At 50.7% G+C, this 21,888-nt stretch carries 17 protein-coding genes; 4 read left to right on the top strand and 13 right to left on the bottom strand.

Going from position 1 to position 21,888, the window contains the following annotated elements; genetic code table 11:
- The 3 genes from BLU97_RS11710 (at position 1) to BLU97_RS11700 (ending at position 2,935) form a co-directional block, all read left to right on the top strand.
- Positions 1-1,284 carry a TolC family protein gene (locus BLU97_RS11710; protein WP_081353007.1) on the top strand — a complete coding sequence of 428 codons (1,284 nt, stop codon included), beginning with the start codon at positions 1-3 and terminating at the stop codon, positions 1,282-1,284.
- Between the two features lie 74 nt (positions 1,285-1,358).
- Positions 1,359-2,147: a sensor histidine kinase gene (locus BLU97_RS11705; protein WP_074761721.1), complete on the top strand. Its 789-nt coding sequence runs from the start codon at positions 1,359-1,361 to the stop codon at positions 2,145-2,147.
- Positions 2,148-2,170: 23 nt separating this feature from the next.
- On the top strand, positions 2,171-2,935 hold the full coding sequence (locus BLU97_RS11700; RefSeq protein WP_074761720.1) for a LytR/AlgR family response regulator transcription factor: 765 nt from the start codon (positions 2,171-2,173) through the stop codon (positions 2,933-2,935).
- Between the two features lie 292 nt (positions 2,936-3,227).
- Here BLU97_RS11700 and bglX read toward each other — a convergent pair whose 3' ends face one another.
- Entirely contained in the window at positions 3,228-5,474 is a 2,247-nt protein-coding gene (bglX, locus tag BLU97_RS11695) for a beta-glucosidase BglX (RefSeq protein ID WP_013064472.1), read from the bottom strand.
- Positions 5,475-5,569: 95 nt separating this feature from the next.
- Between bglX and BLU97_RS11690 the strand changes: the two genes are divergently transcribed.
- A complete protein-coding gene (locus BLU97_RS11690) occupies positions 5,570-6,397 on the top strand; it encodes an SGNH/GDSL hydrolase family protein (protein WP_074761719.1) in 828 nt (275 codons plus the stop codon).
- A gap of 15 nt (positions 6,398-6,412) precedes the next feature.
- Here BLU97_RS11690 and BLU97_RS11685 read toward each other — a convergent pair whose 3' ends face one another.
- The 12 genes from BLU97_RS11685 to dnaJ all read right to left on the bottom strand — a co-directional run bounded on the left by BLU97_RS11685 (position 6,413) and on the right by dnaJ (position 21,882).
- Complete coding sequence (locus tag BLU97_RS11685) at positions 6,413-8,005, bottom strand: alpha-N-arabinofuranosidase (RefSeq protein ID WP_013063521.1); 1,593 nt, start codon at positions 8,003-8,005, stop codon at positions 6,413-6,415.
- A gap of 14 nt (positions 8,006-8,019) precedes the next feature.
- A complete protein-coding gene (locus BLU97_RS11680; protein ID WP_074761718.1) occupies positions 8,020-9,606 on the bottom strand; it encodes a xylulokinase in 1,587 nt (528 codons plus the stop codon).
- A 23-nt stretch (positions 9,607-9,629) separates the two neighbouring features.
- The gene (gene araA, locus BLU97_RS11675; protein WP_074761717.1) at positions 9,630-11,168 is read right to left on the bottom strand and encodes an L-arabinose isomerase; all 1,539 of its coding nucleotides are present in this window, start codon (positions 11,166-11,168) and stop codon (positions 9,630-9,632) included.
- Between the two features lie 28 nt (positions 11,169-11,196).
- Positions 11,197-11,907 carry an L-ribulose-5-phosphate 4-epimerase gene (locus tag BLU97_RS11670; protein ID WP_028908421.1) on the bottom strand — a complete coding sequence of 237 codons (711 nt, stop codon included), beginning with the start codon at positions 11,905-11,907 and terminating at the stop codon, positions 11,197-11,199.
- 5 nt (positions 11,908-11,912) lie between these two features.
- Positions 11,913-12,587, bottom strand: coding sequence for an NUDIX hydrolase (locus BLU97_RS11665; RefSeq protein WP_013064006.1), 675 nt, complete (start codon positions 12,585-12,587; stop codon positions 11,913-11,915).
- A gap of 14 nt (positions 12,588-12,601) precedes the next feature.
- Positions 12,602-14,281 carry a sodium:solute symporter gene (locus tag BLU97_RS11660; RefSeq protein WP_074761716.1) on the bottom strand — a complete coding sequence of 560 codons (1,680 nt, stop codon included), beginning with the start codon at positions 14,279-14,281 and terminating at the stop codon, positions 12,602-12,604.
- Positions 14,282-14,322: 41 nt separating this feature from the next.
- Positions 14,323-15,501, bottom strand: a complete 1,179-nt coding sequence (locus tag BLU97_RS11655) for an aldose epimerase family protein (RefSeq protein ID WP_074761715.1) — start codon at positions 15,499-15,501, stop codon at positions 14,323-14,325.
- 182 nt (positions 15,502-15,683) lie between these two features.
- Positions 15,684-16,847, bottom strand: a complete 1,164-nt coding sequence (galK, locus tag BLU97_RS11650) for a galactokinase (protein WP_013064299.1) — start codon at positions 16,845-16,847, stop codon at positions 15,684-15,686.
- A gap of 26 nt (positions 16,848-16,873) precedes the next feature.
- Positions 16,874-18,151, bottom strand: coding sequence for an MFS transporter (locus BLU97_RS11645; protein WP_074761714.1), 1,278 nt, complete (start codon positions 18,149-18,151; stop codon positions 16,874-16,876).
- A 36-nt stretch (positions 18,152-18,187) separates the two neighbouring features.
- Entirely contained in the window at positions 18,188-19,279 is a 1,092-nt protein-coding gene (locus BLU97_RS11640; RefSeq protein WP_013065033.1) for an aldose epimerase family protein, read from the bottom strand.
- Positions 19,280-19,386: 107 nt separating this feature from the next.
- Complete coding sequence (locus tag BLU97_RS11635; RefSeq protein ID WP_074761713.1) at positions 19,387-20,700, bottom strand: bifunctional folylpolyglutamate synthase/dihydrofolate synthase; 1,314 nt, start codon at positions 20,698-20,700, stop codon at positions 19,387-19,389.
- Positions 20,701-20,721: 21 nt separating this feature from the next.
- Positions 20,722-21,882 carry a molecular chaperone DnaJ gene (dnaJ, locus tag BLU97_RS11630; RefSeq protein ID WP_074761712.1) on the bottom strand — a complete coding sequence of 387 codons (1,161 nt, stop codon included), beginning with the start codon at positions 21,880-21,882 and terminating at the stop codon, positions 20,722-20,724.
- Positions 21,883-21,888: the final 6 nt, after the last annotated feature.

Here is a 21,888-nt window from a genome sequence, read left to right as displayed (position 1 = left end):
ATGAAGACACTATTCTCTTTTATATTCGTCATGTTGCTGGGAGCACTGCCTGTTAGTGGGCAGTCGCTCCAGCAACTATTCCCCGACGCAGCACTTAGCGCGATGATTAACGAGGCGTTAGCAGCCAACAGCGATGTTCGTACGGCAAGGTTAAACGTGGTGCAGGCTCAGGCGCAGTTGAGTAGCGCCAAGTTGGCTTATCTGCCCGCCATTGCGCTGGCCCCACAAGGCACACTCAGCAAGTATCAGCACCAGTCGGCTACTAAGGACTACTCGCTGCCGCTCACCATGTCGTGGGAGGTTAATCTGGCAGGTGGATTTACACACGAGAAGAATGCCCAGAAGGCGCAATGGATGAGTGCCGAGAGCCAGCTTCAGTATGCCCAGGTGCAACTGGTGGCAGCAGTGGCCAATGCCTATTATACGCTGGTGATGTTAGATCGTCAGTTGGCCATTACCAAGGAGAGTGTAAAGAATCAGCAGGCCAATCTGGATGCCATCCGTGCCCTTAAAGAGGTGGGCGATCAGAACGAGTTGGCAGTCAGTCAGGCGCAGGCATCGCTGCAAAGCACCATCGCCTCGGAGAGCGATCTGCAGCTGCAGGTTGAAAAAGCCGAAAACAGTCTATGCCTGTTGCTCAACCGTCAGCCTGGTAGCTTGCAGCGCTCTTCGTGGGGCGATGTGAAAGGCATTTCGCTCAACGCCTCTCTGCCTGTTGATATCCAGCAGCTGGCCCAGCGCCCCGATGTGTTGGCTGCCGAATATCAGTTGCGCGCTGCTTTTAGCAATGTCAAGGTGGCCCGCTCGGCCTTCTATCCATCGCTCAGCATCAGCGCCAATGCCGGCTGGACCAACAACGTGGGACAGATTGTAAACCCCGCTCAGTTCCTGCTCAATGCCGTGGGCTCGCTCACCCAACCACTCTTCCAGAAGGGTAAGCTGCGTGCCAACCTCAAAGTGGCAAAAGCCCAGCGCGAGCAGGCGCAGATAGCTTTCGAGAAGGCCCTGCTTACAGCCGGTGGCGAGGTGAAAGATGCCCTCGCTGAGTGCCAGCAAAGCTTGGCCAAACAACAAGCCCGTCAAACTCAGGTGGACACCAGCCGCAAGGCCTACGAAACCAGCATCGATCTGATGACGTACTCATCCGATGTTACCTATCTTGATGTGCTCACTGCCCAAAGCAGCTATCTCAATGCCCAGCTCGAGCAAACAGCCGACTGGCTGCAATATCAGCAAGGACTCATCAATCTCTACAAAGCCACCTGTAGTGGTGTGGAGAATTAAAAAATAATAATTAATATGTTACACGTTCAGGTTTTGGTATTTATTATCAAATTAATTTGTAAATTTGCAACGGAATGAAGGTAAAGCGAATTTTACACGGGGTACTGCTGGTACTGGGTCTGTCGGTGATAGGACTGCTGTTCTCTTACCTGATGTGGCTGATTACCGACGAGGAGTTTAGGGACATGTTGAAACAGGGATGGCCCTTTACATCGGGCATGATATTGCTTGACTATGCGGCCTGCTGTCTGCTTACTACGTTGATAACGCTGTACTATTGGCGAAGCCGCGAAAAGGCAGAGCGTGAGCGCGACAAGTTTCGCCTACAGGCACTGGAAAACCAGTTGAGTCCGCACTTTGTGTTTAATAACTTCAGCATACTGGCCGATCTGATAGAGGTAGATCCCAAGCGGGCATCGGCGTATCTGATGAACCTGTCGAAGGTGTATCGCTATACGTTGCAGCACTTGGATCATAGTACGGTTTCGCTACAGGAGGAACTGGAGTTCCTGCAGCGCTATCTGGCTTTGTTGCAGCAGCGTTTTGGCGATGGTATTGTGGTGGAAATACGACCCGACGTAACCCAGCGCCAAGGTGCCTTACCACCTGCTGCCCTGCAGATGCTGATAGAAAATGCCATTAAGCATAACGAGCATACCACGGCACGGCCGTTACATATTTTTGTGACCAGCGATGAGGGTCACATTAGTGTGAGCAATCGTAAGCAGCCTATCACAACAGCCGAGAGCACCCTAGTGGGGCAGCACAACATAGCAGAACGCTACCGCCTGCTGACCGACCAGAAGGTGATTATCAGCGATACGACTGATGAGTACTGCGTAACAATACCACTTATTAATTGATAATTGACAATTGATAATTGACAATGAGAATACTAATCATAGAGGACGAACAGAGTAATGCCGACCGATTGAGGCGCATGCTGGAGGGTGAGCACGAGATTGCAGGTGTGTGTGCCAGCAATGCCGAGGTAAGGGCGTATTTTGCTGATGGGGCGCATGCTGATATCGACCTGATATTGAGCGATATCCAGTTAGGTGATGGCTTGAGCTTCGAGTCGCTGAAGGCTGTGCCTACGTCAATCCCCGTGATTTTCACCACTGCCTACGACCAGTACGCCGTGCAGGCTTTCCAATTCAATAGTTTCGACTATCTGCTGAAACCCATCGATAGCGAGGAGCTGCATGCTGCCTTAGAGAAAGTTCAAAGCTCAAAGTTCAAAGTTCAAAGTACGTCCACGGATGCGATTGCGCAGTTATTGGCCTCGATGAATAGTTGTACCATACGCTATCGCGAACGCTTTCTGATACCGCATCGGGCTGATGAATTCTTGATCGTACCTGTAAGTGAGGTGAGTCATATTACTATTCGCGATGGGGTGGTGCGCCTGTGTACGATGAATGGCAAAACGCACACCTTGAACATGACGCTTGAAGAAGCCGAGAGCCAGTTGGACCCGCAGCGCTTTATGCGTGTGAACCGTCAGTTCATCGTCAGCGCCGCTGCCGTGAGTAAACTTTCTACTTACTTTTTAGGAAAAATGCGTGTACACGTAGCTGCTTTCCCCGATACCGAAATCATCGTGAGTAAGGATAAAGTGGCCACCGTGAAGCGCTGGCTGGATTCGTAAGGAGGCTTGCTGAATAAAATCTGAATGTAAATACTACAAACAGCGTTCTTATAGTTAATAAGTACTAAATTAATGCGGTTGGAAGAGCAATGAACGGGAAAATTGCCTATATTTGTACCAACTAAAAATCACCAAAAAGGAATGCTTATGACAACTAAGAACGAAACAAAAGACGAGAAATTGCAGATCGACGATAAGTTAGTCGAGACCAGTACACCGAAACAAATGCCATCTATATGGTACACTTAAAGATTAAGCGCGGCACCTGCAAAAAGGTGTCGCGCTTCTCTTTTTATTGTATGGTAAGTACGGCTTTCTTCAGATGTTTCAGACTGCTGTCGGGACCAATCATAATCTCAAAGTCGCCTGGTTCCAGCACATATTCCAACTGGCTGTTGTAGAATTTCAGCAGGTCGTCGGTAATCTCGAACTTCACTACCTTGCTTTCGCCCTTCTTCAGGTGAATGCGCTCAAAGCCCTTCAGCTCTTTTACGGGGCGGGTGATGCTGGCCACCACATCGTGGATGTACAGCTGCACAATCTCGTCGGCATCGTAGTTGCCGGTATTGGTAACCGTTACCTGTGCAGTGCGGCCGTTAAGCGTTACATCGCTATAAGCAAAGGTGGTATAGCTCAGACCGTAGCCGAAGGGGTAGAGTGGGTCGTTACGTACATCGAAGTAGTTGCTGCCGAACTTCTGGAACTCCTTGCGATCCTCGCCTACAGGGCGACCGGTGGGTAGATAGTTGTAGTAGAGTGGCTCCTGACCTGTGACCTGAGGCATAGAGGTGGTGAGCTTGCCGCTGGGCACCTTATCACCAAACAGTACGTCGCAGATGGCATCGCCTGCCTCGCTGCCACCAAACCATACCTGCAGGATGGCGGGCACATGGGCCTGCTCCCAGCTGAGCACGGTGGGGCGGCCTGCAAAGTTGAGTACCACTACGGGCTTGTCCAGTTGCAGCAGGGCCTGGAGCAGTTCGCGCTGCACATCAAACATCTCGAGTGTGGCGCGGCTGCTGCTCTCGCCACTCATCTCGGCACTCTCGCCCATAGCGCACACAATCACGTCGGCATCCTTGGCTATGGCCAGTGCCTCGCGCTTCAACAGTTCGCTATCCTTGAACGGGGTGGCGCGATAAAAACCACCATCCTTCTGCAGCGTAGAGTCGCTGGTAAAGTTGCAGCCCTGGGCATAGCTCACGGTGGCCTTACCTGCCAGCGCCTGCTCCATAGCCTCTTTCAGGGTGATGTACTTGCTGTTGTCGGCTGTAGGTGCCCAGGTGCCAGCCATGTTGGCACGGTTGTGGGCCATCGGACCGATAAGAGCTATCTTGCCTTGTTTCTTGAGTGGTAGCAGCTGGTCCTGGTTCTTAAGCAGCACAAAACTCTCGGCTGCCAGATTGCGGGCTGCCTGCTTGTGTTCGGTGGTATAGATGTCGGTGGCGCGGCGTTTCTTATCAAGGAAACGGTAGGGATTCTGGAACAGTCCTAACTTGTATTTCGCCTCCAGCACACGACGGCAGGCCTGGTCGATCTCGGCCATAGTGACCTTACCCTCCTTGAGCGACTGCTCTAAGGTACCGATGAATCCCTCGGCACACATATCCATATCGGTGCCTGCCTTCAGGGCCAGTGCCGATACCTGTGGGAGATTGCCCAGACCGTGTTTCATCATCTCGGCGATGGCGCCGTAGTCGGTAACTACAAAGCCATCCCACTGCCACTGCTTGCGCAGCACATCGTCGATAAGCCAGCGGTTGGCTGTGGCAGGGGTGTAATCTACGATATTAAACGATGTCATGAACGAGCCAGCCCCTGCCTTGGCGGCTGCCTGGTAGGGTGGGAAGAACTGGTTGTACATGCGTATGTGACTCATATCTACGGTGTTGTAGTCGCGACCGGCTTCGGCACCGCCGTACAGGGCGTAGTGCTTTACGCAGGCCATCATGTTCTCAGGACCATAGTTGCCCTGATAGCCGCGTACCAATGCCTCGGCAATGCGTGAGCCTAAGAACGGGTCCTCGCCATTACCCTCGGCAATACGGCCCCAGCGGGCATCGAGGGCGATATCCACCATGGGGCTGTAGGTCCAGCAGATGCCATCGGCTGTGGCTTCCTTGGCTGCGATGCGTGCAGCCTGCTCGATGGCAGCCAGGTCCCAACTGCACGACATGCCCAGGGGAATAGGAAAAATGGTTTCGTAGCCATGAATCACGTCCATACCCACCAGCAGGGGAATACCCAGACGGCTCTTCTTGACGGCGGCATCCTGTAGCTGACGGATGCCATCCACACCTTTCTGATTCAGGATGGTGCCCAGCTTGCCCTGGGCTATCAGTTGCATCAGCGGACTGTTCTTCAGTTCGCCTGTGGTTGCCGATGTGCCTGGCAGCAGGTTCATCTGTCCTAACTTCTCCTCGACGGTCATCCTGGCCATCAGCTGGCTGATAAAATCATTCATTTTGGTGTCCTGAGCCGTAACGTGCAGCCCAGAGAGGAGCAGCAGGGCTCCTACAAGTAGTCTTTTTAGTTTCATAAATGGGTTTTAATTAAAAATTTTGGGGCAAAGGTACAAAAAAGTTGGCAAAATGTATTACCTTTGCGGCGAATAATAAAAACAAATTAATAACGATGTACAACAAAATTAATCTACAACTACGATTGATGGTGGTGCTGCTGTGTGCTGCTTTTGCCATCCAGGCTTTGTCGCAAACCGTTTTTACACATCCTTGGCAGGGTAAGCGTGTGGCTTACTTTGGCGACTCGATTACCGACCCGCGTAACAGTGGCTCGAAGATAAAATACTGGGGCTATCTGGCTGATTGGTTGGATATCAAGCCTTACGTGTATGGTGTGAGCGGGCGCCAGTGGAATGATATCCCACGACAGGCTGACAAATGCTTTGAGGAGCATGGCGACAGCATTGATGCCATTATGATTTTTATTGGTACCAACGATTACAATGCGGGTGTGCCCATAGGCGAATGGTTTACCCAGAAACCCGAAAAGGTTGTGGCTGGCATACACGAGCAGAAGCACCCCGTGGACCGTTTGCACCGTTATCCGGTGATGACCGACAGTACGTATCGCGGACGTATCAACATCGCATTAAATAAGGTAAAGCGTATGTATCCCACCAAGCAGATCATACTGCTGACACCTATCCACCGTGCGGGCTTTTATGCCAACGACAAGAACTGGCAGCCTACCGAGGATTATACCAACCAGTGTGGTGAGTATGTGGATGCCTACGTGCAGTCGGTAAAACAGGCTGGTGAGATTTGGGCGCTGCCTGTGATTGACTGGGGCGCTATGAGTGGTCTGTACCCGCTGATGGACGAGCACGCGCAGTACTTTAAGAGTGCCGAGGACGACCGCCTGCATCCCAATGATAAAGGGCACGAGCGCTTGGCCCGTACCCTTTACTATCAGTTGCTTACATTGCCTTGCACATTTTAAGTGCGAGGCAATTTTTTATTTCAGCGTTACCACAACAATCGACTTAGCTGGCACCTTCATGGTAAGCACGCCCTTCTTAATCTTAGCGTCCTTGTACTCCTTTGGAGCAACCACGTTAGGATGATTAAAGTCGTTGTAGTCGGCTACGTTCTTTGAGGTGAGGATGCGACCGCTAACCTGCTTGGCATTGAAACCAGCGAAGTTGAAATCTACGGTCTGATCCTTATCCAGACTTACGTTTGTGATGGCCAGAACGATGCTGCCATCCTTGGTCTTAGCTGCCGATGCAGAGAGCAGTGGGCAAGGACGTGTGGTGTTGTCGCTGGTCTTCTGCTTCTCCTTCCAGTACTCGGTGCTGCACTGTACAGTCTCGCTCTGCAGATCAACAGGCAGATAAGTAGCCTCCTGGAATGGGGTGTACATCTGGAATACGTGATAGGTTGGGGTGAGAACCATGTGGCCTGTGCCCTCCTGATCAGTCAGAATCATCGACTGCAGCACGTTAACCACCTGAGCGATGTTAGCCATCTTTACACGGTCGGTGTACTTATGGAACACATTCAGACTCAGAGCTGCTACGAAGGCATCGCGCAGGGCGTTCTGCTGGTACAGGTGGCCAGGGATAGTGCCGGGCTCCTCGTCCCACCAGGTTCCCCACTCATCAACCAGCAGGCCGATGTTGTTCTGAGGATCCTTCTCGTCCATGATGGCCTTGTGCTTCTTGATTACCTCCTCAATCTCCAAACACTTACCCAGTGCCCAGTAGTACTGATCGTTATCGAAGTTGATGGCCGAACCCTTAGGACCATTCCAACCGGTGCAGGTGTAGTAGTGCAGAGAGATACCCTGCATGCGGGCACCAATCTTATCCATACAAACCTTGGTCCAGTTGTAATCATAGTCGCTGGCACCCGATGCAATACGATACAAACGGTTGCCACCCTGATCGCGCAGGTAGGTGTTGAACTTACGGAACTCGTCGCTGTAGTACTCAGGACTCATGTTACCACCGCAGCCCCAGGCCTCGTTACCAATTCCGAAGTACTTTACCTTCCAGGCTTTTTCACGGCCGTTAGCACGGCGCAGACGAGCCATTGGAGTATCGCCATCGCTGGTCATATACTCAACCCACTGTGCCATCTCCTTAACGGTACCAGAACCTACGTTACCCGAGATGTAAGGCTCGCAACCCAGCATCTCGCACAGGTTCAGGAACTCGTGGGTACCAAACGAGTTGTCCTCGATGGTGCCACCCCAGTTGTTGTTACGCAAAGAGGGGCGCTCTGACTTTGGACCGATACCGTCCATCCAGTGATAGTCGTCGGCAAAGCAACCGCCTGGCCAGCGCAGTACAGGAATCTGCAGAGCCTTCAGAGCCTCGAACACATCCTTACGATAACCGTTGATGTTAGGAATCTGAGAGTTCTCGCCAACCCAGAGGCCACCGTAGATACAGCTACCCAGGTGCTCGGAGAACTGACCGTAGATCTCCTTGTTGATCTTGGCTCCAGCCTGATCGGCATGAACCGTAGCTTTCACATTTTCAGCGGCTGATGCCGATGTGGCAAAAGCCAGTGCGATAGTCGCGGTAAAAATAAACTTTTTCATGTGGTTGATAAAAATTACTTGTTATCTACAGCGGCCTGCTCGATAGGCAGACAGCGCTTGTAGTTCTCGATATACTTCTCGAAACCAGCTACATCCTCGGCGGTAGGAGCTACAGAGGTACCGGTGTTACCGGCAAATACTACATCCTCGAGGTAGTCGGCCAGGTTCTTACCATTCTTCTTAATCAGGTAAGCAGCCAGCAGGGCGATACCCCATGCACCACCTTCGCCAGCGGTCTCCATCACCGAGATAGGTGAGTTGAGGGCTGCAGCCAGCATGCGCTGACCTACAACTGGTGTCTTGAAGTAACCACCATGACCGGTGATACGATCCACCTTAATCTTCTCTTCCTTCAGCAGGATGTCGTTACCAATCTTCAGCACGCCGATAGCGCCATACAGGTGGGCACGCATAAAGTTAGCCAGGTTGAACTTGTCGCCAGCAGAGCGAACGAACATAGGACGACCCTCGGCCAGACCTGTTACAGGCTCGCCTGATACGTAGTTGTAAGCCATCAGACCACCGCAGTCGGTCTCGCCCTCGAGGGCCTTGTTAAACAGTTTGCCGTAGAGCTCGTTCATATCAACCTCGATCCCCAACAGCTGCTGATACTCCTTGAACAAACCTACCCATGCGTTGATGTCGCTGGTGCAGTTGTTACAGTGTACCATAGCTACGAGGCTACCATCAGGTGTGGTAACCATATCAATCATCTCGTAAGGCTTAGAGAGTGGCTTCTCGAGCACAATCATTGAGAATGATGAGGTTCCGGCTGAAACGTTACCTGTGCGCTGCTTAACGGCGTTGGTGGCAACCATACCAGTACCGGCGTCGCCCTCAGGAGGACATACGGGGCAGCCTGGCTTCAGGTGGCCTGATACGTCGAGTTTCTTAGCACCCTCGGGAGTGAGGAAACCGGCGTTCTCGCCAGCGTTGAGTGACTTAGGCAGAATGTCGAGCAACTTCCATGAGAAGCCCTTTGGTGCAATCAGCTCGTCGAACTTACGAACCATCTCGGCATCGTAGGTCTTGGTAGCGGGATCAACAGGAATCATACCTGAAGCATCGCCTACGCCCAGTACAAACTCGCCTGTTACCTGCCAGTGAACATAACCAGCCAGGGTGGTGAGGTACTTGATGTCGGCTACGTGCTCCTCGTTGTCGAGAATGCACTGATACAGGTGCGAGATACTCCAACGCAGGGGGATGTTGTAGTTGAAGAGCTGAGAGAGCTCGGCAGCTGCCTTACCTGTGTTGGTGTTACGCCAAGTGCGGAAAGGAACCAGAATCTGCTGGTCCTTGTTGAAGGCCATATAGCCGTGCATCATAGCGCTGAAACCGATGGCGGCCAGGGCTTCAATCTCACAGTCGTACTGCTTCAGAACATCCTTGCGGAGCTCGGCATAGCAGTCCTGCAGACCGTACCATACAGCCTCGGTAGAGTAGGTCCACAGACCATCTACCAACTGGTTTTCCCACTCGTGTGAACCCTGTGCGATGGGCTCGTTGTCCTCGTCGATGAGGACGGCCTTTATGCGGGTTGAGCCAAACTCGATACCGAGAACGGCCTTACCTGCCTGAATAGTTTCTTTTGCTGTCATAATTGTCAATTATCAATTTTCAATTAACGAAGTGCCTTGTTAAGCATGAAGTAAACCTCGTTGTTGCGGAGAGTCTGCTTGAAGTCGGCAATGTTTGTCTGCTTGTTGATGCGAACATACTCGATGCCAGTCATCTCGGCGAAATCCTCCCAGTATTCCTCGGTGATGTCGTAAGAGAAGGCACTGTGGTGAGTACCACCGGCCAGAATCCAGGCTGCAGCACCAATCTCGAAGGTGGGCTGTGGAACCCAGAGTGCTGAAGCTACTGGCAGCTTTGGCATGGGCTGTGGCTCGATGCACTCAACCTCCTGACTGATCAGACGGAAACGGTTACCCAGATCAACTACGGTAGCCTTGATACCAGCGCCAGTCTTTGAGGTGAATACCAAACGGGCTGTCTGCTGCTTGCGGATACCGATGCCCAGGAAGTGAACCTCGAGCTTTGGCTTATCAGTTGCAATCAGAGGACAAACCTCGAGCATGTGGCTCTGCAGACAAGAGCTGCGGTCGCCAGCGAAGTTCAGTGTGTAGTCCTCGAGGAATGAGCAACCAGTAGGCATGCCCTGCTGGATGACCCACAGTGTGCGATACAGACAGGCTGTCTTCCAGTCGCCCTCGGCACCGAAACCATATCCCTCCTGCATCAGGCGCTGTGAAGCCAGACCAGGAATCTGGTCGAAACCGCAGAAGTTAGGATCGTCGATGTTAGCATCACCAAGGTCGTCGAAGTTGGTGGTGAAGGCAGTAGCGCCCTCGTCCTTCAGTACGCGGCGCAGGGCAATCTCGGCCTTGGCTGCGTTCTTTACCTTCTCCCAGTAAACCTGCTCACCGCTCTCGTCGATCTTGATGGTGTAGAGCTTCTTGTACTCCTCAACCAGGGCGTCGGCCTCGGCATCGGTAACTTTCTTGAAGTACTCCATCAGCGAGCTTACGGGGTAGTAATCTACGTGGTAACCCAGGCGCTGCTCAAACTCTACACGGTCGCCATCGGTAACTGCTACGTTATTCATGTTCATACCGAACATCAGGCAGCGTACGTTATGAGCATCGGCTACACCAGCAGCTACACGAGCCCAAACGGCAATCTGCTTCTGAGCCTTCTGATCCTTCCAGTAACCGCAAACCACCTTGCGGGCTACACGCATACGAGTGCAGATGTGTCCGAACTCGATATCGCCGTGAGCACTCTGGTTCAGGTTCATGAAGTCCATGTCGATCTCGCTCCAGGGGATTTCGGCATTATATTGTGTGTGGAAGTGGCACAGAGGCTTCTGCAACTGCTGCAGACCCTTGATCCACATCTTTGCTGGCGAGAAGGTGTGCATCCAGGTAATGATACCTACGCACTTCTCGTCGTTGTTGGCAGCCAGCATTACCTGCTCTACTTCCTTAGAGCTGTTGGCTGTACCTTTATATACAATCTTAACGGGGATGTTACCTGAGGCGTTCAAACCCTCGACCATCTCCTTAGAGTGACTGTCAACGGCAACTACAGCGTCGCCTCCGTACAGGAGCTGTGCGCCTGTTACCCACCAAATTTCGTAGTTCTCAAATGCTTTCATTTTCGTATAATTGTTTCTTAGTTAATTATTAATGTTTCTGTCCCTTCTGTCCGTAGTAGGCGTTTGGTCCGTGCTTGCGCATGTAGTGCTTCTCAACAAGCAGCGGATTCATGGTGAGATTCGGATTAACCGAGAAGGCTACAAAGGCCATCTTGGCACACTGCTCCATCACCTTAGCATTGTAAACGGCATTGTCGGGTGAGGTTCCCCATGAGAAAGGACCGTGATTCTTTACCAGCACAGCGGGTGTGTGATCGGGGTTAATCTTACGGATGTTCAGAATCTCATCTACAATCACGTTACCTGTCTCTAACTCGTAGTTGCCCTTAACCTCAGCCTCGGTCATATCGCGGGTGCAAGGGATATCCTTGTAGAAGTAGTCGGCATGCGTTGTACCGATGTTGGGGATATCCTTACCAGCCTGCGCAAAAGCTGTGGCATAGGTAGAGTGGGTGTGAACCACGCCCTGGATGTTGGGGAATGCCTTATATAATACAAGGTGTGTAGGGGTGTCAGACGAAGGGTTGAGATCGCCTTCAACTACCTTACCACTCTCGAGATCAACAACAACCATGTCGCTGGCTTTCATTACATCGTAGTCAACACCAGAGGGCTTGATAACAACAAGTCCTTTTTCACGGTCGATACCTGAGACATTACCCCAGGTAAAGATTACCAGGTTCTGCTTTACAAGGTCGAGATTTGCCTTGAATACTTTTTCTTTCAGTTCTTCTAACATTGTTCTTACAGTTTGAAATTTGAATCTTCGTTATAAGCGCGCTTATTAAAACGATAGAGATAAGCGCCGCGTTTTGAACTTTTCTTGTCAATCAGTTCGGTCTTCTCAATGAAGTCCATCTCCTTGACACGCTTGCGGAAGTTGCGCTTGTCGAGCTCGGTGCCATAAACGGCCTCGTAGAGCGTCTGCAACTGGGTGAGTGTGAACAGATCGGGCAGCAGATTGAAGCCTACGGGTTCGTGCGACATTTTCTGCTGAACCAGCTTGCGAGCCTTGCTTACCATCTCGTTGTGGTCGGAATAAAGCTGTGGAATCTCTTCAACGTCGATCCACTCGGCTCCATGCTCCTGGCGCAGCTTGTCGTCGTAATCCATCACATTAATCAGGGCGTAGTACGAAATTGATACTACGCGCTCGCCTGGGTCGCGGTCCACCTTACCAAAGGCACCAATCTGGCGCATGTAGATGTTACGCAAGCCTGTCAGCTCAAAAAGTGTACGCGAAGCAGCTTCGTCCACACTTTCGGTGGCGCCAACGAAGCCTCCGTAGAGGCTCCATTCGCCACGTCCCGGGTCCATCTTGCGGCGACCGATCAACACCTTCAGTTTCTTTTCATCGAAACCGAAGATGATGCAGTCGACCGACAACCAGACCTTGGAATGTTCGTTATAAAACGTCATATTCTAACTTTTTATTACCAGAAATAGATATAGAAAGCTACTGTGAAGCCCAGAATAACGATGGTATGGAATACATCCCACTTATTCCAGCTATTACGGGTAGCCTCGATCTGCTCGGGTGTTGATGTACCGAATACCAGACCCTGAATCTTCTGCTCGTCGGGAGCCTCGGTGCAGAGCGATACAACAATTACAACCAGACAGCAAACAATCAGCATGACACCACAGAAGAACAACCAGTTGAAGTCGTAGAACACAGCCTTGAACCAGCTGTCGGCAGCATCGGTAGCATTGCTATAGTAAACCTTAGCACCCAGACGGGTCAAACCGATGATGATACCAGAGAGCAAGCCCCACTGACCACCCTTGGCTGTAGCACGCTTCCAGCAGATACCCAGCAGGAAGGCGGCTGCGATACCAGGAGCCAGTACCGACTGTACGTCCTGCAGGTAGTTGTAAAGAACGTTACCTACCGAACGCATGATGGGAATCCACAGGATACCCAGAATTACGATAACTACAGTTGCAATCTGTCCAATACGAACCAGCTGCTTCTCAGGAGTCTCTGGGCGCAGACGCTTCCAGAAGTCGATAGTGAACAGCATAGCTGAAGAATTGAACAGTGATGCCAGCGATGACATCAGGGCTGCGAGGATACCACAAACTACCAGCCCCTTAACACCTGCAGGCAGCAACTTAGCTACGAGGGTGGGGAAGGCTGCGTCGGGAGTGCTCAGTACAAATACCTCGCCGTTTGGCAGGGTGATACCCTTGGTGCTCATAGCGAAGGCAATCATACCAGGAATCAGGAACAGGAATACGGGCAGCAGCTTCAGGTAAGCACCGAAGATGGTACCACGACGAGCCTCTTTCTCATCCTTACCAGAGAGTACACGCTGAACGATGTACTGGTCGGTACACCAGTACCAGAAACCGATAACAGCTGAACCGATAAGGGCACCCAACCAAGGATAGTTGGCATCGCGGTTGTCGCGAATCAGCGAAGTCATCTTGTCGCCATACTCGTTAGCATCAACAGCACCGCAAACAGCCATCATCTCGTCCCATCCGCCCAGGGCCTTGAAACCAAGTACCAGGATGATGAGTGAACCGAGCAGCAGGATAGGAGTCTGCAGAACAGAGGTGTAGAGCACACTCTTCATACCACCGAAGATGGTGTAGATAGCTGTGATAACTACCAGACCGATAGCAGCAATCCAGAAGAAGTCGATACCCCAGAGCTGCTCGATACCGAATACCTGCTGGAATACCAGACCACCGGCATAAACCGTAACGGCAACCTTGGTGAGTACATAGCTGATCAGAGAGATTACCGAGAGGATGGTGCGGCTCTGAGTGTTGTAGCGGCGCTCCAGGAACTCAGGCATGGTGTAAACCATCGAACGGGTGTAGAATGGTACGAATACCCAACCCAGAATCAGGATCATCCAACCCTGAATCTCCCAGTGGGCCATAGCCATACCTGATGAGGCACCGGCTCCAGCCAAACCAATCAGGTGCTCTGAACCGATGTTTGAAGCAAAGATCGACGCACCGATAGCAATCCATGTCGCGTCCTTACCTCCCAAGAAATAATCTGCTGAGTTATTGTTCTTCTGTGAAATAACCCAAAGTACAATGCCAATCAGTGCACAACAGAACGCACCGATGACAATCCAGTCTAATAATGCCATTTTTTAATATTTGATATTAGTTAATAATTAGGAACTCCGTATTACTTGATTGAGAATTTGTAAGCAGCGTGGCTGTAGTACTTCTCGCCTGGGTTCAGGGTTGGCTGTACCCACTCAGGATGGTTAGGTGAGTCGGGATACTTCTGGCTCTCCAAGCAAACACTCACGTGCTTAGGATAGGTGATACCATGTTTGCGGGCGATGTCCTTATCGGCACCAACACCCTGAAAGTTACCGCTGTAAACCTGTACACCTGGCTCGTTGGTAAACATTTCCATCAGGATACCTGTCTTGGGGCTGTAGAGGCTGGCGCATACCTGTGTGTCGTCGCCCTTACCGTCCTTGAAGGTGTTCAGACAGTAGTTGTGGTCGTATCCGGTAGCGTTCTGAATCTGGTCGAACTGCGAGTTGATGCTGTCGCCCAGAGCGTGTGGCTGACGGAAGTCCATTGGAGTACCCTCAACCGACTTGATCTCGCCTGTGGGGATATAAAGCTTGTCGCTGGGAGTAAAGTTATCAGCGTTTACATACAGTACCATGTCGTAAGCGGGCTGTGTAAAGTCGCCGCTCAGGTTGTAGTAGTTGTGGTTGGTCTGGTTAATGATAGTTGGCTTGTCGGTCTCAGCCTCCCAAGTCATATCCAGCACATTGTCAGCTGTAAGCTTGTAGGTGGTAACAGCCATTACTTTGCCGGGGAATCCGTTCTCGCCATCAGCAGCTACGATAGTGAGCTTCAGGATTGAGTCGCCAATCTGCTCGGCCTCGTAAACCTGGTGCATCCAACCTGTGTTGCCACCACCGTGAAGTGAGTTAGGACCGTCGTTGGTACGCAGCTTAACGGTGTCGCCCTTCAGCAGGAACTGTCCGTTCTTGATGCGATTAGCATAACGACCTACGCTTGAGCCGTAATCAGATGGAGTGTTGATGGTATCAGCATACTGGGCGATGTTGTCGAATCCCAGAACAACGTCGGTTGGCTTACCATCCTTGTCGGGAACTACCAACGATACGATACGGGCACCATAGTTAGTGATGCAAACCTCCATACCATTCTCGTTCTTCAGTGTGTAAAGCTTTACTGGCTTTGCCTGAATAGTAGTGTCGAACTTGGCTGGGTTAAGACCCGATACCGTGAGCTGTGGAGCCTGCTGGCTACCTGCACATGAGAGCATCAGTGCGGCTGCACCAACTCCCATCAATGTTGCTTTCAATGCTTTCATTGTTTTACTTGTTTTTAATTATTACGTTATTGTTAATGCTAATTTGGGTGTAAAATTACAATTATAATTTGAACTGACAAACAAATTAAGAAAAAAAAATAGGAGTAAGGTGTAAATAACACACCTTACTCCCAATTTTTAACCTTTATAAACACAAAAATGTGTTTTTTGTTGGTTCGGAGTTAGCAAATTCTGCGTGAACCATCGCCGATGACTACATCGTAAACCTTTGGCTCATGTCCGTACTTAGCGTTGAATTTTGCCTTAGCGTCGTCGATGAACTTCTTGTAGAGGTCGTTGCGAACCAGGTTGATGGTGCAGCCACCAAAGCCACCACCCATGATACGTGAACCTGTTACACCGTTCTCCTTAGCGATATCGTTCAGGAAGTCGAGCTCCTCGCATGATACCTCGTAATCCTTCGACAGGCCAGCGTGAGTCTGATACATCAGCTCACCAACCTTCTCGTAGTCACCCTCGTTCAGTGCGTCGCAAACTGCCAGTACGCGGTCTTTTTCGCCGAGAACGAACTTAGCGCGCTTGTAGTCCTCTTCGCCTACCTCGGCACGAACCTCATCCAGCTGCTCCCATGTGCAGTCGCGCAGGGTCTCGAACTTACCCTCTGGGTGCTTAGCCTGAATGTGCTTTACTACGTTCTCGCAGCTGTTGCGGCGATCGTTGTAAGGCGAACCAGCCAGCTGGTGCTTAACTACAGAGTCGAGCAGTACCAGACGATAGCCATCGGGTTTGAATGGGAAATACTCAAACTCGCGGCTGCGGCAGTCGAGACGCATCAGGCAACCTGCCTTACCGAATACTGAGGCAAACTGGTCCATGATACCGCAGTTAACACCGCAGTAGTTATGCTCAGTAGCCTGACCGGCCAGTACCATATCCCACTGCGAAACCTTGTTGTCGCCGAAGATATCGTTCAAACCACAGGCAAAGCAACTCTCCATAGCGGCTGATGATGACATACCAGCACCAAGGGGAACGTCGCCGGCAAAAGCGATATTGAAGCCCTTAACGGGAACGCCCAGCTTCTTCATCTCCAGAGCGATACCATAGATATAACGAGCCCAAGAGGCCTTGGGACCTGCAGGGTCAGAGAGCTTGAAGTCAACGCGGTCCTTTAGGTCGATAGCGTAAGCCATCACGGTGTCGTCGGTACCATTAGCACGCATTTCGGCTACAATACCTTTGTCAACGGCACCTGGGAACACAAAACCACCATTGTAGTCGGTGTGCTCACCAATCAGGTTAATACGTCCGGGAGATGCATATACGTTACCAGTCTTTCCATCAAAGTGCTTGATGAAGCGGCTTCTTACAAATTCAATGTCCATAAGCTTTAAAATTTAAAGGGTTAATATTAATCGACTTTGATGTCCTGATTCACGTTCTTGCAACCTACGAGGGCGTAGAACAGAATATAGGCCAACATAGCGATGACGAGCCAGTAGCTAAAGATAGGACCGGCTGACTTGGCGATAGCCTCCTGAATGAGAGGCATTACACCACCACCAACAACCATTGTCATGAAGATACCTGAGGCTGCCTCAGTATACTTGCCCAGTCCCTCAACTGAGAGGTTGAAGATTCCACCCCACATGATTGAGGTGCAGAGACCGCAAGCAGGAATCAGGAATGCCTTGGCAGGTACGTCGTGTCCGCTGAACGAGATGGTTACGCTCTCAGGCATAAAGATAGCAATTACGAGCAGCAGGATAGCAACAGCACTAACTGTTGACAACTGCAGCTTGGTAGAAACCTTACCAGAGATTGCACTCGAACAAGCACGACCAATCATCATGAGCAACCAGTAGGCTGCAGCCAGTGTACCACCGATGGCGGCTGCACCTTCGAAACCAAGATCGGTTACGTAGAAGTTCAGCTCCATAGGAATTCCAATCTCGATACCTACATAAAAGAAGATAGCGATAACACCCAGCACGCAGTGGCGGAAAGCCAAAGGACTGCGCTCGTACTTAGGAGATACCTTTCCGAGTGTGGGCTCTGGAATGCTAACACGGCTGATGATAACAAACGAAATGGCGAATACGGCCATACCGATGAACAACAGTGGAGCAACATCGCTCATGCTGGTCTCGGCAGTAACTGTACCTACCAGGATACCTGCCAACAGCGGGGTGAGTGTACCGGTGAGTGAGTTAAGAGTACCTCCCACCTGAATGAGCTGATTTCCCTTGTTACCGCCACCTCCAAGAAGGTTCAGCATAGGGTTAACTACGGTGTTCAGCATACATACGCAGAAACCGCAGATGAATGCACCAAGCAGGTAAATTACCAAGTTGAGGGCTACAGGAATGCTATCGTATGTGAATACGTAAGTACCTGCGCCTACAAGGCTTGAGAGATACTGGAAACACAAACCAACGATACCCACGATCAGAGCGATCAGGGCTGTCTTTTTGTATCCGTATTTCGTAAGCATTTTACCTGCAGGTATTCCCATAAACAGGTAAGCCGCAAAATTCATCAGGTTACCCCAAGCTTTGGCAAAAGGATACTCGAAACCCCAGATGTTGCCAAAGGGAGCGCCCATGTTAGTTACAAAGCTGATCATCGCGAAGATGAAGCACATAGTGATAATGGCAATCACCTTGCCATTCTTGTTTGTTTCAGTCATATTTGTCGTCTATTTATTTAAAATGTTGGATAATTTCTACTCTACCACTCCAAAGCGGTATACGGTCTTCTGCTTGTAACGCTGTCCTGGATTCAGAACCACACTTGGGAAGTATGGACGGTTAGGTGAATCGGGGAAGTGCTGTGCCTCGAAGCAGACAGCTGAACGATGTGGGAAGGTACAACCATTAGCGCCCTTATAGCCGCTCAGGAAGTTACCTGTGTAAAGCTGCAAGCCTGGTTCGGTGGTGTAAACCTCCATAGTACGGCCGCTCTTTGGATCGGTAACCTTGGCAGCGAATGAGAGCTCGCCCTCTTCCTGCTTGTTCAATACGTAGTTGTGGTCGAAACCGTGTCCGAACTTAATCTGCTCGTGGTCGGCGTTGATGTCCTGTCCGAATGCCTTTGGCTTGCGGAAGTCGAATGGAGTACCCTCAACCTTCAGGATCTCACCTGTTGGGATAGCAGTTGCATCGGTAGGCAGATAGAAGTCGGCATTGATCTCGCAAATCTGATCGTCGATACTTGGTGTTGGATCGGCAGTACCAGCCAGTGAGAAGAAGGCGTGGTGTGTCAGATTAACGATAGTCTTCTTGTTGGTAGTAGCCAGATACTCAATTACCAGTTCGTTGTTGTCGGTAAAGGTAAATTCTACTGTTACATCCAGCTCGCCTGTGAAGCCTTCCTCACCATAAGATGAAATGCGGTGTAGAGCCAAAGAGCGAGGACCCATCTGACGGGCATCCCAAACCTTAGCGTTGAAACCTACTGAACCGCCGTGCAGGTGGTTAGGTCCATCGTTAAGAGCCAGCTGGTACTCCTTGCCGTTCAGAATGAACTGGCCTTTGCAGATACGGTTACCCCAACGGCCGATCAGAGTCGACAGATAAGGCTCGTTTCCGCTGGTCAGCTGCTCGATGCTGTCGTGACCCTGGATAACGTTAGCTACTTTACCATCCTTGCCGGGAACCATAATAGCACAAATGGCACCGCCATAGTTTGAGATGGCAACTTCGAATCCTTTACGGTTTCTAAGAATATACAAGTCGGTTTTTTTACCGTTGATTGTGGCCTGGAAGTTCTCACGCTTCAGACCGCACAGATTCACTGTCTCTGTAGTGTTCGCCATATGAATATGTTTATTAGTTAAAAATTAATTTTCTGCAAAGTAACAGAAAAAAAATCAAACTAACGAACGTTTCGGCGAAAAAAAAGTTTTTGCAGTCTTAAAAAATTCTAAATACAGTTCTTTAGCAGGTCTGCTACCACATAACTGCTACCTCCAACGAACACAAAGTCGTTATTATCGGCTGCTGCTTTGGCTGCTTCGTAAGCCGATTTTACATCGGGATAGGCCTCGCCTTGCAGCTCCATGGTCTGGGCATAAAGCTTCAGAACGTTCTCCGAAACGGCACGTTTATTGTTTGCTTTTGTAAAATAATAGGTAGCATTCTTGGGTAGTAATGCCAACACACCCTGTATGTCTTTATCGTCAACCATACCGAATACAATGTGCATATGATTGCACTTTACCGACTTGAGCTGTTCGCTCAGATAAGTCCAACCAGGTACATTATGACCGGTATCGCAGATGGTAAGCGGTGCCTCGCTGATCTTCTGCCAGCGTCCCTTCAAACCTGTCAGGCTGCAAACATGCAGGAATCCCTGTCGTACCTCGCGGTTCATGCTGGGCTTGTTAGCCTCGCATGGGCAGGCGTGCATATAACCCAAAGCCTCCAGCTGCTGTACAGCGCACAGGATGGTATTGGTGTTCTTTTCCTGATAGCTGCCGCCCAACTCGCCCTTGATAATTCCAAAGTCCTTGGTGTTGTACTCAAAGCCAGCAGTACTGTTCGAAGCCGAGATAATCTGGTTGTGCTCCTCGGCAAATACGATGGGGGCGTGGTTCTCAACGGCAACAGTCTCGAATACCATACGTGTTTCGGGGGTTGTCTCGCCAATAACTACGGGCACATCCTTCTTGATGATACCTGCTTTCTCCATGGCAATCTGTTCGAGCGAATTGCCCAGGAACTGCGTGTGGTCCATACCGATATTGGTAATTACGGATAGGGCAGGGGTGATGATGTTGGTGCAGTCTAATCGGCCGCCTAATCCAACCTCGATCACGGCGATATCCACCTTCATCTCGGCAAAATACTTAAAAGCCAGTGCAGTGGTAAGCTCAAAGAACGAGGGCTTGATGGGCTCGAAGAAACTCTTCTCCTTTTCCACAAAGTCTATGACGTAGTCCTCGCTGATGGGCTGACCGTTAACGCGGATGCGCTCGCTGAAGTCAACCAGATGTGGCGATGTGTACAAACCTACACGATAGCCGCACATCTGTAAAATAGCAGAAAGCGTGTGAGCACACGACCCCTTTCCGTTAGTACCAGCCACATGAATAGTAACATACTTTTGATGTGGATGACCGAAATGTCTGTCGAGTGCATGACTGTTTTCCAGTCCTTCCTTATACCCGCCTGCTCCCTGACGCTCGAACATGGGTAGCTGACTGTAAAGGTATTCACACGTTTCCTGATAAGTCATAGCTTTATACCTTATTATATATTAATTAAAGTAATTCTTGAATTTCTGGAAGATCGAGTCGCGTGTCTGCTTGTCGCCCTTGAAGTTGTCGCTGCCCTTGAACTGCTCAATGGCCTGCTTCTCTTCCTTGCTCAAGGTCTTAGGCACGTAAACGCTGATGTTAACCACCAGGTCGCCACGACCGCTACCATAGCCCTGAACTGCGGGCAGTCCCTTACCGCGCAAACGCAAGGTCTTACCAGGCTGGGTACCATTCTCGAGTTTTACCTTGAGCTTGGTTCCCTCGATGGTAGGAATCTCAATCTCGCCTCCAAGTGCAGCTGTTGGGAAGTCGAGCAACAGGTTGTAAATCAAGTCGTTACCATCACGGATAAAAGTCTCGTGTGGTTCCTCGGCGATAAACACCTGTATGTCGCCCGATGTACCGTTGTGCTTGCCGGCATTACCCTTGCCAGGCACGTTTACAACCATACCCTCGGCTACGCCAGCTGGGATGTTAATCTCTACAACCTCTTCGCCCTTCTCAACGCCTGTGCCGCCGCAGTGCTTACACTTGTTCTTAATCACCATGCCTTCGCCACCGCAAGTGGGACAAACGCTCTGCTGCTGCATCATACCGAAGATGCTCTGGGTGGTATGAGTGATGTACCCCTGACCGTGACAGGTGGGGCACTGCTCCTTCTGACTGCCAGCCTCGGCACCAGTACCGCTACAATGTGGACAAGGGATATCCTTGCGAACCTTGAACTTCTTGGTAACACCAGTATTAATCTCCTCGAGTGTAAGTTTCACTTTCAGGCGCAGGTCGCTGCCGCGATGCTGCTGTGGGCGACGCTGTCCACCGCCAAAGCCACCAAAGCCGTGACCGCCGAAGATATCGCCGAACATCGAGAAGATATCGTCCATGTTCATATTGGTCTCGAAGCCACTGAAACCGCCGAATCCGCCGCCCATATTAGGTCCGTCAAATCCGAACTGGTCGTACTGCTGACGTGTCTTTGGGTCGTGCAGCACATTGTATGCCTCGGCCGCCTCCTTAAATTTTTCCTCGGCTTCCTTGTCGCCAGGATTACGGTCGGGGTGGTACTTAATGGCTATCTTACGATACGCTTTCTTAATTTCGTCTTCTGTGGCGCTTTTTTGTACGCCCAGCACCTCGTAGTAGTCTCTTTTTTGTGCCATATTGTA

This window comes from Xylanibacter ruminicola (assembly GCF_900107775.1).
Taxonomy (GTDB): domain Bacteria; phylum Bacteroidota; class Bacteroidia; order Bacteroidales; family Bacteroidaceae; genus Prevotella; species Prevotella ruminicola_C.
Note: the sequence above shows the minus strand (reverse complement) of the source record. Positions and strands in the feature narration are given on the sequence as shown.